The sequence below is a fragment of the Bradyrhizobium rifense genome, assembly GCF_008123425.1.
In the GTDB taxonomy this organism is placed as follows: Bacteria; Pseudomonadota; Alphaproteobacteria; order Rhizobiales; family Xanthobacteraceae; genus Bradyrhizobium; species Bradyrhizobium rifense.
In genome coordinates, this window is sequence record NZ_VSSS01000067.1 from 87,316 (window position 1) to 99,470 (window position 12,155).

Sequence of the window (12,155 nt, forward strand, 5' to 3'; positions counted from 1 at the left end):
AATGTACCACCTGACTGCGCTCGTCACGCTGCTCGCTGTTCTGTTTTTCTTCTTCACGTGCATGAATGTCTCGCGGTCGCGAACCAAGACTGGCATCAAGGTGCCGGCGATGTCAGGCCATCCGGATTTCGAGCGCGCCTTCCGCATCCAGATGAACACGCTGGAATGGATGCCGATCTTCCTGCCGTCGCTCTGGCTGTTCGCGATCTATATCAGTGACCCGATCGCGGCCGGCATTGGCGCGGTCTGGATCATCGGCCGCATCGTCTATTTCATCGGCTATTCGCAGGCTGCCGCCAAGCGCGGCCCGGGCTTTGCGATCCAGGGCATCGCCGCCATCGCGCTGTGGGCTGGGGCGCTGGGCGCGGTGGTGTTAAGGTTGGTGTGAGGCGACACACCGCTACAACGCAAAATGCCGCGCGTTAGCGCGGCATTCGCATTCAGTAATGACGGCCTTACTTCGTCAGCGGGCAGCCGCTTTCCTTGGCGGTGAAGAACGCCTTGTCGCCGGGGACGGTCGCGAGTTCCTTGTAGTAATCCCACGGCTTCTTCGACTCGGATGGCTTCTTGACCTCGAACAGATACATGTCGTGGACCATGCGGCCGTTCTCGAGCACCTTGCCCTTGGCGAAGGCGTCGTCGACCGGCAGCTCCTTCAGCTTCTTGGCGACCGCCTCAGAGTCCTTGGTGCCGGCGGCCTTCACCGCCTTGAGATAGCTTAGCGTCGCCGAATAGGTGCCGGCGTGGATCATGCTCGGCATCCGGTTAGTGCGCTTGAAAAAGCGCTCGGCGAAGGCGCGCGTGGTGTCGTCATGGTCCCAATAGAAGCCCTCTGTCAGCACCAGGCCCTGCGCCGCCTGCAAGCCGAGACCGTTCACCTCGGCGAGCGTCATCAGCAGGCCGGCGAGCTTCTGGCCGCCCTGGACGATGCCGAATTCAGCCGCCTGCTTGATCGAGTTGGTGGTGTCCTGGCCGGCATTGGCGAGGCCGACGATCTTCGCCTTCGAGCTCTGCGCCTGCAGCAGAAAGGAGGAGAAGTCGGACGAGTTGAGGGGCACGCGGACCGAGCCCAGCACCTTGCCGCCATTGGCGGTGACGATCTCGCTGGTGTCCTTTTCCAGCGCATAGCCGAAGGCGTAGTCCGCGGTGAGGAAGAACCAGCTGTCGCCGCCCGCCTTGGTCAGCGCGCCGCCGGTGCCGACCGCGAGCGCGTGGGTGTCGAACGCCCAGTGGAAGCCATAGGGCGAGCACGCAGAACCGGTGATGCTCGAGGTCGCCGCACCGACCACGATGTCGATCTTCTTCTTTTCCTTCGACAGGTCCTGCACGGCGAGCGCCACCGACGACGTCGTCAGCTCGGTGATCATGTCGACATTGTCGGCGTCATACCAACGCCGCGCGATGGAGGTGGCGAGATCGGGCTTGTTCTGGTGATCGGCGGTGATCATCTCGACCTTGTGGCCGAGTACCTCGCCGCCAAAATCCTCGATCGCCATCTTGGCGGCTTCGACCGAATATTTTCCGCCGTAATCGGCATAGACGCCGGACTGATCGTTCAGGATGCCGATCTTGACGCCCTGCGCGGAGGCCGGCGCGGCCAGCAACAGAGCCGACGTTGCGACAGCGGCCAAAAGTGTTGATTTCATCTGTTAGCTCCCAGCAGTGTTCTGTTTTGAAATCGCGCGGATACTAGTGAAGAACGGCGCGCGTGCCCATCGCTTTTGCGTAGGCCGTTAGTATGGTGAGCAGCATTTGATGAGATGGCGTCGTCCTGGCCAAAGCCAGGACGACGTGGGAGCAATCAGGCAACCGTCCCCGGCTTCCCCTCGTTCTTCCCCTCCGCGAGGTTCCGCACCACCACATAGAAGATCGGGGTGAACAGCAGCCCGAACAGCGTGACGCCGATCATGCCGAAGAACACGGCGACGCCGACGGCTTGCCGCATCTCCGAACCTGAACCGGACGAGATCACCAGCGGCAGCACGCCGAGGATGAAGGCGAAGGACGTCATCAGGATCGGTCGCAGCCGCAATCGGCAGGCCTCGATCACAGCCTCCAGCCGCGGTTTGCCCTCCTTCTCGATGTCGCGCGCGAACTCGACGATCAGGATCGCGTTTTTCGCCGCAAGCCCCACCAGCACGACGAAGCCGATCTGGGTCAGGATGTTGACGTCCTGGCCCATGACGCGCACGCCGATGGTGGCAGCCAGCAGGCACATCGGCACGATCAGGATCACCGCGAACGGCAGCGTCCAGCTGCCATATTGGGCGGCGAGCACGAGATAGACGAACAGCACGCAGATCGGGAACACGTAAAGGCCGGCATTACCGCCGGTGACCTGCTGATAGGACAGGTCCGTCCATTCGAACGTGAAGCCGCTCGGCAAGATGTCGTCGGCGAGCTTCTTGATGGTGTTGAGCGCCGTGGTCGAGCTCGTGCCCGGCGCAGGCTCACCCTGCAGCTCGGACGCAGCGTAAAGGTTATAGCGCGCGACGCGGTCGGGACCTGAGACATCCTTGAAGTCGACCACGCTGCCGAGCATCACCATGTCGCCGGAGGCATTTCGCGTGCGCAAGCGCGAGAGATCGGCAGGCTCTTTGCGGAACGGGAAATCAGCCTGCGCGGTGACGTGATAGGTACGGCCGAACAGGTTGAAGTCGTTGACATAGGTCGATCCGAAATAGGTCTGGATCGTGTCGTTGATGTTGGCGATGGGTACGCCGAGCTTCTGCGCCTTGGTGCGGTCGATGTCGACGAACAGCTGCGGCGTACTGGCCGAGAACGGCGAGAACACCGTGGGGCCGAGGAGCAAGGGCGATTTGCGCGCGGCGGCGACGAGTTCGTCGGTTGCTGACGCCAGCAACTCGGGCCCGCGACCCTGGCGATCCTGGATGCGGATGGTGAAGCCGCCGCCGGTGCCGATGCCGGGCACGGCCGGTGGCGGAATGACGATGATGAAGGCGCCCTGTATCGCGGCGAGGCGCTTGCGCAGCTCGGCCGTGATGGCATTCGCGGTCAACCCCTTCTTCAGGCGTACCTCTGGTTCATCGAACACCGGGAACAGTGCGGCCGCGTTGCCGGCCTGCGTGCGCGTCGCGCCGGAGAAGCCCGCGAAAGCGGCAACGCGGATGATACCCGGCGTATCCAGCGAAATCCGCTCGATCTCTCGCACGATCTCCGTGGTGCGCGCGAGCGACGCCGCTCCGGGCAATTGCACAGAGATGATGACGTAGCCGCGGTCTTGCGCGGGGATGAAGCCCTGCGACGTCGTCCCGATCAGCCAGCCAGCGCTGCCGATCAGCACGACATAGATCAGCAGCATCACCACCGAGTGCCGGATCACGAAATTGGCGACGCCGGCATAGCCATGCGAGAGCCGATCGAACAGACGGTTGAAGGCGCCGGTGAAGCCATTCCACGCGCGTGCGATCAGATTCCAGGCGGCCGGTGGCCGCTTCTCCTCGTGCGGCGTCAGTATCTGCGAAGCCAGCGCCGGCGACAGCGTCAGCGAGCAGAAGCAGGAGATCGCGGTCGCCACCGCAATGGTGACGGCGAATTGCTGGAAGAACTGTCCGGAAATGCCGCCGATGAACGCCGTCGGCACGAACACGGCGCAGAGCACCAGTGCGATCGAGACCAGCGCGCCGCCGACCTCTTCCATGGTCTTCAGCGCTGCGTCCCGTCGACTCAGGCCATGCTCGAGATGCCTTTCGACATTCTCGACCACGACGATGGCGTCGTCGACGACGATGCCGACGGCAAGCACCAGCCCGAACAGCGTGAGATTGTTGATGGAGAAGCCTAGCGCTGCCATCACCGCGAAGGTGCCGACCAGCGACACAGGAATAGCGATGATCGGAATGATCGCCGGCCGCCAGCCCTGCAGGAACACCAGCACCACGACGACCACGAGCAGCATGGCCTCGTAGATGGTCTTGATCAGCTCGTGAACGGACTGCGCGATGAACTCCGTCGGGTTATAGCCAATGTTGTAGTCGAGGCCCTTCGGAAAGCTTTGCTTGAGCGTCGACATGGTGTCGGAGATGTTTTTCGCCGTCGCAAGCGCATTCGATCCCGGCCGCTGCGTCACCAGCATGGCAACCGCTGACTTGCGTAGCAAGAAACTATTGGTCGAGTAGGCCAGCGCACCGAGCTCAATGCGGGCGACATCGCGCAGGCGCACAGTGCGGCCATCGGAGCCGGCCTTGATCAGGATGTCCTCGAACTGCTTCTGGTCTTTCAACCGGCCCGTGAAAACGAGGTTGGGCTGGAAGGCGCGGTCGGCGATCGGAGGCTCGGCGATCTGGCCGCCCGCGATCTGCACGTTCTGGGCACGGATCGCGGCCAGCACCTCGGTCGAGGTCAGGCCGAGATTGGCGATGCGGTCAGGATCGAGCCACAACCGCATCGAATAGTCGCGCGCGCCAAAGATCTGGATGTCGCCGACGCCGTCGATGCGCAGCAGCTGGTCGCGAACCTGGAGCAGGGCGTAGTTGGAGATGTAGAGCTGGTCGAACGTGTCGTCGGGCGACAGCATGAACACGACCATCAAAATGTCGGGCGAGTTCTTGCGGGTGACGACGCCGTTGCGCTGCACCTCGTCCGGCAGCTGCGGCTGCGCGATCGCGACGCGGTTCTGCACCAGCACCTGCGCCTTGTCGAGATCGGTGCCGAGCTTGAAGGTGACGGTAATGGTGAGCTGGCCGTTCGAGGTCGCCTGGCTGTAGAGATACAGCATGTCCTCGACGCCGTTGATCTGCTGCTCAATCGGAGCGGCCACGGTATCGGACACGGTTTGCGCCGATGCGCCCGGATATTGCGTGGTGACGACGACGGTTGGCGGCACCACTTGCGGATATTCGGAGACCGGCAGCGTGGAATAGGCGAGCGCGCCGACGATCAGGAGCACGATCGACAGCACCATCGCCAAAATGGGCTGGTTGATGGAGAGGCGGCCAAGATTCATGACTTGTCACCCGCCTTCGCACCGGTCTTGGCACCGGCCGGCGCTTGAGCGGGAGACGGGGCGACCTTGGCGCCGACGCGGGCGCGCTGGATGCCGTTGACGATAACGCGGTCCTCCGCGTTCAGCCCTTCGCGGATCACGCGCAGGCCTTCATCGAGCGGCCCCAGCACCACGGGGCGCGCCTCGACGGTGTCGTCGGGCTTCACCACGAACACGATCTTGCGTGACTGGTCGGTCGCGACCGCGACGTCGGGGATCAGCAGCGCCTCGTAAGGCGCGCTGCCGATCAGGCGGACGCGGCCGAACTGGCCGGGCAGGATCGAGAGATCGGTGTTCTTGACCACGGCGCGGCTGCGCAGCGTGCCTGTGGAGACGTCGAGGCGGTTGTCGAGGAAGTTGATGGCGCCGTCATGCGACGGCTTTGTCTCGCCGGCCAGCGTCACCTGCACCGGGTTCGCGGTGTCGCGCGAGCTCGGGCGCTTACCCTCGAACCACAGCTTGCTGTATTTGATGAAGGTGGTCTCATCCATGTCGAAATAGACGTAGATCGGATCGAGCGAGACGATCGAGGTCAGCAGCGTCGACGTCCCGGTGTCGCTGCCCTGCACGAGGTTGCCGGGGCTGACGAGATGGCGGCTGACGCGGCCGGTCAGCGGCGCGGTCACATGCGTGAACTCGATATTGAGCCGGGCGGCCTTCAGCGCGCCCTCGGCCTGGGTCACCGAGGCGTGCGCGGCCTGCAAGGCCTGGCGGCGCTGGTCGACGACCTGCTCGGACACCGCACTGGTCTGCACCAGGTTTAGGCCGCGGTCGAGCTCGCGCTTGGCGAGCTCCACCTTGGCGCGGGCGTCGGAGAGCTGGCCGTCCGCCTGCTCGGCCACCGCCTCGAACGGACGCGGGTCGATGACGTAGAGCAGGTCGCCCTGGTGCACGATCGCGCCGTCCTGGAACTCGACTGAGTTGACGAAGCCGCCGACGCGGGGGCGCACCTGCACCTCCTCGACCGCCTCGAAGCGGCCGGTGAACTCGTCCCAATCGGTGACGGTGCGCTTGACCGGCTGGGCCACGGTGACCGGCGGCGGTGGCGGCGCGGCGGCTTGCGAGCTCGGCTGTCCGCAACCGCTGAGCGCGAACGCGGCTGCGAGGAGGCCGGCTATGGCGTAAGGCACTACATAGGGCCTGGGCTGAACGAAATCGTGCGTTTTGACAAATTGCTCGCTTCCGTCCGGTCCAGTCATCCCAGGTCCTCGCATAAAAGCCGCGGAAATGCAGGGTAAGCGCCTACCCGCGGGGGACACAACATGGGTCACCATGATGAAATCTTCAAGACGAATGCGCACGCAATGCTCGGTACGAGGTCCTAACCGGATGACGGGTTGACAGGGCTTGCTCAGCCTCTCCCGCTTTGCGGGAGAGGCTGACGCGCTCGCGGAGCGCGGCGGGTGAGGGCTCTCGCCACGCAGGGACGTCCTCCGCAATTCTCAACAATCCCGACGCGGAGACACCCCCACCCCAGCCCTCCCCCGCAAGCGGGAGAGGGAGCCCAGTGCCGATGCCGCCGCATGGTGCACACCATATGCGATTGCCCTGCCGTACGCGGGGAGAGGGGAGGAAGCGCCAGCGTCTTCGCACATGACGGACGCGGCGGGCTTCGCTAGACTACCCCTTACAAAACAAGACGAATTGTCCGGGGAGGACAGGCGTGCATCAGGGACGTGTCGTTTACGGCGCGATCGAGGAGGTCGTGTTCGGCCATCCGGCGACTGAGGCCGTTGTCGCGCAGATGGACCGGCTCGGCACCCGTCGCGCCTTCCTGATGGTGTCAGGCACGTTGAACCGCCAGACCGACGAGATCGCAAAAATCGTCCAGGCGCTGGGTCCGCGCTGCGCCGGGCTGTTCGATGCGATGCCCGCGCACACGCCGCGCGAGGCGGTGATCGCGGCAACCAATGCGGCGCGCGAGGTCGGCGCCGACCTCATCGTCACCGTGGGCGGCGGCTCTATCACCGATGGCGCCAAGGCGGTACAGCTTTGCCTTGCCAACGGCATCGACGACATTGACGGCATCGAGCGTATCCGCGTCCACAAGGGCGTCGCACCGGAGATGACGCCGCCGACCGTGCGCCAGATCAGCGTGCCGACCACGATTGCCGGCGGCGAGTTCTCGTCAATCGCGGGTGTCACCGACCGCAGCACGCATGTGAAGCAGATGCTGCGGCATCCGCTCACCGTGCCGCGCGCGACCATCCTCGATCCCGCCATCACCGTGCACACGCCCGAATGGCTGTTCCTCTCGACCGGCATCCGCGCCATCGACCATTGCGTCGAGGCGATCTGCTCGCGCGAGACCCACCCTTATGCCGACGCGCAATCGGTGAAGGGCCTCGCCATGCTCGCCGACGCGCTGCCGCGGGTAAAGGCCGACGCAAGCGATCTCGACGCGCGGATGGATGCGCAGATCGGCACCTGGCTGTCGATGGGGGCGCTTGCGGCCGGCGTGCCGATGGGCGCGAGCCACGGCATCGGTTACGTGCTGGGTGCCGCCTTCGACGTGCCGCACGGCTACACCTCCTGCATCATGCTGCCGGCGGTGATGCGCTGGAACGCGAGCGCAAACGCCGAGCGGCAGATGATCGTCGCTGCCGCCATGGGCTTTCCCGGCCATAGCGCCGCCGACGTGCTCGATGCCTTCATCCGCTCGCTCGGCATGCCGCGCAGCCTCGCCGACGTCCGCGTCTCACCGGAGCATTTCGACGCCATCGCCGAACAGGCGATGCGCACGAACTGGATCCCGCGCAATCCGCGCAAGATCGAGAGCCCGGCGCAGGTGCGCGAAATCCTGCTTCTAGCCGCATAATCCAGAGCCGGAGGACTGATGTATCCAGGTCAGCATGCCCGTCTACGCCCGCTGCAACCCGCCTTCATCATGGCGGCGACGGGAGAAGCCGTCACCTATCGCGAGTTCGATGCGCGCAGCAACCGGCTGGCGCATCTGTTTCGCAAGCACGGCTTGAAGCGGCTCGATCACTACTCGATCTTCATGGAGAACAATTCCCGCTATCTCGAAGCCTGCGGGGCGGGCGAGCGATCCGGCCTCTACTATACCTGCATCAACTCCTTTCTCACTGCGGGCGAGCTCGCCTATCTCCTCGTCAACAGCCAGTCCAAGATCCTGATCACGTCGGTGGCGAAACTCGACATCGCGCGTGAGGCGATCCAGGCTTGTCCCGACATCAAGCTCTGCATCGTTGCCGACGGCCCGGGCCAAAGCGATCGCATCGTCGGCTTGGCGGACGTTACCGCAGACCTTCCGAAGACGCCGATTGCGGATGAGTGGCTCGGCACCTCCATGCTCTATTCGTCGGGCACGACTGGTCGTCCCAAGGGCATTATTCGGCCGCTTCCGGAGGAGCCACCAAAGCACAATCTGGCGCTGTTCGATTTCCTGACCAAACTTTGGCACTATCGAGAAGGCATGGTCTATCTGTCGCCGGCTCCGCTTTATCACTCAGCGCCGCAGGCCGCGGTGAACCTCACGATCCGCATGGGCGGCACCGCGATCATCATGGAGACGTTCGACCCCGAGCGCTACCTCCAGCTCGTGCAACAATGGGGCATCACCCACACGCAGCTGGTCCCGACGATGTTCTCACGGATGCTGAAGCTGCCGGAAGAGGTGCGCTCCCGCTACGACCTCTCCTCGCTCGAGATCGCGATCCATGCCGCAGCGCCGTGCCCCGCGCTGGTCAAAGACGACATCATCAAATGGTGGGGGCCGATCATCCACGAATATTACGGCGCGACCGAAGGCCTCGGCTTCACGGCCTGCAACAGCGAGGAATGGCTCGCTCATCGCGGCACTGTCGGCAAGGTGCTGCTCGGCGACCTCCACATTCTCGACGAGGACATGAAGCCGTGTCCGACCGGCACGCCCGGCCAGGTCTGGTTCAAGACCGGATCGCCGTTCGAATATTTCAACGATCCGGAGAAGACCAAGGAGGCGCGCTCGGCCGACGGCAGCATGAGCACGGTCGGCGATGTCGGCTATGTCGACGAGGACCGCTTCCTCTATCTCACCGATCGCGCGACCTTCATGATCATTTCAGGAGGCGTGAACATCTATCCGCAGGAATGCGAGAATCTGCTGATCACCCATCCCAAGGTTGCAGATGCCGCGGTGTTCGGCGTGCCCAATGCCGATCTCGGCGAGGAGGTGAAGGCGGTGGTGCAGCCGATGCCCGGCGTGATGCCGGGCGACGCGCTCGCCGAGGAGCTGATCGCCTTCTGCGGGGCGTCACTGGCGCGGCAGAAGGTACCGCGCTCGGTCGATTTCGAGAAGGAATTGCCGCGCCTGCCGACGGGGAAACTGTACAAGCGGCTGCTGCGGGACCGGTATTGGGGCAACAAGACGTCACGGATTGTGTGAGCCGAGGAACTTCTCTCACATGGTGAGAGAAATACCTGCGGCCATCCGTCATCCGAATTGCCAAGAGAGCAAACGCCGTTGCGGGTTGCCTCCCTCCACGCGCGTCGGCTATCGTCCGGTCAAACAGGCCACAAATGGCCCAAAAGACTGATGTCCAGGGAGGACCGAGGATGCGGAGCGTGTGGGCGCTCGCCGCGACGGCGGCGCTATCTTTGCTGGCGTTTTCGACGACGACCTTCGCCGGTGAGCCCAAACAGGGCGGAATCCTGCGGATGTATCACCGCGACAGCCCCGGCAACGCCTCGATCCATGAGGGTGCGACCTATTCGCTCAATGTTCCCTTCATGCCGGTGTTCAACAACCTCGTCATCTACAAGCAGGACGAGGCCCAGAACACGATGGAGAACATCGTCCCCGAGCTCGCAAAGAGCTGGGCCTGGGTCAACGACAACAAGACGCTGACCTTCAGGCTGCGCCAGGGCGTCAAATGGCACGACGGCAAGCCGCTCACCTCGGCCGACGTCAAATGCACCTTCGACATGCTGATGGGCAAGTCGCAGCAAAAATTCCGGCAGAACCCGCGCAAGAGCTGGTACGACCAGGTCAACGATATTTCGACCAACGGCGATCTCGAAGTCTCCTTCAACCTGAAGCGACCGCAGCCGTCGCTGCTGGCGCTGCTCGCCTCCGGCTACACGCCGGTCTATCCCTGCCACGTCTCGCCCGGCGACATGCGCACGCATCCGATCGGCACAGGCCCGTTCAAGTTCGTCGAGTTCAAGGCCAATGAATCGATCAAGCTGACACGGAATACGGACTATTGGCGCAAAGGCCGGCCCTATCTCGACGGCATCGAGTTCACCATCATCCCGAACCGCTCGACCGCGATCCTCGCCTTCGTCGCCGGCAAGTTCGACATGACCTTCCCGACCGAGGTGAGCATTCCGCTGCTGAAGGACGTGAAATCGCAGGCGCCGAATGCGATCTGCGAGGTCGAGCCGAACAACGTCGCGACCAACATCATCGTCAATTCATCCGCGCCGCCGTTCGACAATATCGACATCCGCAAGGCCATGGCGCTGTCGCTGGACCGCAAGGCGTTCATCTCGATCATGTTCGAGGGCCAGGGCGACGTCGGCGGCACCATGCTGCCGCCACCGAACGGGCTGTGGGGCATGCCGAAGGAGATGCTGGAGACCATTCCCGGTTACGGTCCCGACATCAACGCCAACCGCGAGGAGGCCAAAAAGCTGATGCAGAAGGCGGGCTATGGCCCGGACAAGCATCTTGCCGTCAAGGTCTCAACCCGCAACATCCCCGTTTACCGCGACCCTGCCGTGATCCTGATCGACCAGCTCAAGAGCATCTATATCGACGGCGAGCTCGACGTGGTCGAGACCGCGAACTGGTTCCCGAAGATCGCGCGCAAGGACTACATGCTCGGACTCAACCTCACCGGCAACGCGGTCGATGATCCCGACCAGTCGTTCTACGAGAACTATTCCTGCGGCTCCGAGCGCAACTACACCAATTACTGCAACAAGGAGATCGAAAAGCTGTTCGACGTGCAGTCGCAAGAGACCGACATCGCCAAGCGCAAGAAACTGGTGTGGGACATCGACAAGAAGCTGCAGGAGGACGTTGCCCGTCCGATCATCTTCCACGCGCGTACCGGCACCTGCTGGCAGCCCTATGTGAAGGGCGTGACTGTGATGACCAACAGCTCCTATAATGGGTACCGGTACGAAGATTTGTGGATGGACAAGTAGCGCAGCGAACGGACGAGACAGCTCGGCGGGAGGGCGCGAATGTTTGCCTATCTGGTACGGCGCCTGTTCCTGATGCTCGTGACCCTGTTCGGGATCTCGGTCGTCATCTTCTTTCTGTTGCGCATCGTGCCCGGCAATATCGTCGACATCCTGTTCGCGGCGGCCGGTTATGTCGATCCCGCCGACAAGGCCAATCTGGAGAAGGAGCTCGGCATCGATCAGCCGCTGATCGTACAGTATTGGCACTGGATCAGCGGTTTCCTGCGCGGCGATTTTGGTTACTCCTATGTGTCGGAGAAGCCGGCGCTTCAGGAGATATTGCCGCGGATCCCGATTACGGCGCGGCTCGCTGGCCTCGCGCTGCTGTTCTCGGCCTCGATCGGCATTCCGCTTGGAGTCATCAGCGCGGTCAAACAAGGCACGCGGCTCGACTACGCGCTGCGCGTGGTGAGCTTGAGCGGATTGTCGCTGCCCTCGTTCTGGCTCGGCCTGCTGATCCTCACCGCATCGGTGGCGATGTTCGGCCAGATCCCGATCTTCAATCCCAATCCGGCGACCTGGCTCGAGGCGTTCGCAACCTATGCCGTGCCGGCCGCCGCCGTCGGCTTCCGCAGCGCCGCGCTGACCATGCGCATCACGCGATCCTCCATGCTGGAAGTGCTGCGGCAGGATTATATCCGCACCGCGCGCGCCAAGGGCGCCTCCGATGCTGCCGTGAATTATAAGCACGCGCTGAAGAACGCGATCCTGCCCGTCATCACCGTGATCGGCATCGAGGCGGCATTTTTGATTGGCGGCCTGATCGTCACAGAGACCGTGTTCAACATCCCCGGCGTCGCACGCTTCCTGGTCGAGGCGATCCGCTGGCGGGATTATCCGATCGTGCAGAACCTGGTGATGCTGATTGCGGTCGTGGTGGTCAGCGCGAATTTCATCGTCGACATGCTCTACGCCGTGTTCGATCCACGTATCAGATACACGGATTAGGAGATCA

Annotated in this window: 8 protein-coding genes; 5 read left to right on the forward strand and 3 right to left on the reverse strand. The window is 63.3% G+C overall.

Translation table 11 applies throughout. From position 1 onward, the window contains the following. Window position 1 precedes the first annotated feature (1 nt). Window positions 2-388, forward strand: a complete 387-nt coding sequence (locus FXB40_RS38285; RefSeq protein ID WP_148777444.1) for an MAPEG family protein — start codon at window positions 2-4, stop codon at window positions 386-388. Window positions 389-455: 67 nt separating this feature from the next. On the opposite strand, the gene FXB40_RS38290 is transcribed toward FXB40_RS38285, so the two are convergent. The 3 genes from FXB40_RS38290 to FXB40_RS38300 form a co-directional block, all read right to left on the reverse strand. Then, a complete protein-coding gene (locus tag FXB40_RS38290) occupies window positions 456-1,646 on the reverse strand; it encodes an ABC transporter substrate-binding protein (RefSeq protein ID WP_148777445.1) in 1,191 nt (396 codons plus the stop codon). 155 nt (window positions 1,647-1,801) lie between these two features. Beyond that, a complete protein-coding gene (locus FXB40_RS38295; RefSeq protein WP_148777446.1) occupies window positions 1,802-4,966 on the reverse strand; it encodes an efflux RND transporter permease subunit in 3,165 nt (1,054 codons plus the stop codon). Further along, a complete protein-coding gene (locus FXB40_RS38300) occupies window positions 4,963-6,204 on the reverse strand; it encodes an efflux RND transporter periplasmic adaptor subunit (RefSeq protein ID WP_187437431.1) in 1,242 nt (413 codons plus the stop codon). Before FXB40_RS38300 ends, FXB40_RS38295 begins: the two co-directional genes overlap by 4 nt. Before the next feature lie 464 nt (window positions 6,205-6,668). On the opposite strand from FXB40_RS38300, the gene FXB40_RS38305 reads away from it, so the two are divergent. From FXB40_RS38305 to FXB40_RS38320, 4 genes are all read left to right on the forward strand, one after another. Further along, window positions 6,669-7,823 carry an iron-containing alcohol dehydrogenase gene (locus FXB40_RS38305; protein WP_148777448.1) on the forward strand — a complete coding sequence of 385 codons (1,155 nt, stop codon included), beginning with the start codon at window positions 6,669-6,671 and terminating at the stop codon, window positions 7,821-7,823. An 18-nt stretch (window positions 7,824-7,841) separates the two neighbouring features. Continuing rightward, window positions 7,842-9,392 carry an AMP-binding protein gene (locus FXB40_RS38310; RefSeq protein WP_148777449.1) on the forward strand — a complete coding sequence of 517 codons (1,551 nt, stop codon included), beginning with the start codon at window positions 7,842-7,844 and terminating at the stop codon, window positions 9,390-9,392. A 170-nt stretch (window positions 9,393-9,562) separates the two neighbouring features. Beyond that, a complete protein-coding gene (locus FXB40_RS38315; RefSeq protein ID WP_148777450.1) occupies window positions 9,563-11,161 on the forward strand; it encodes an ABC transporter substrate-binding protein in 1,599 nt (532 codons plus the stop codon). Window positions 11,162-11,200: 39 nt separating this feature from the next. After that, on the forward strand, window positions 11,201-12,148 hold the full coding sequence (locus FXB40_RS38320; protein WP_148777451.1) for an ABC transporter permease: 948 nt from the start codon (window positions 11,201-11,203) through the stop codon (window positions 12,146-12,148). The last annotated feature ends 7 nt before the right edge of the window (window positions 12,149-12,155 follow it).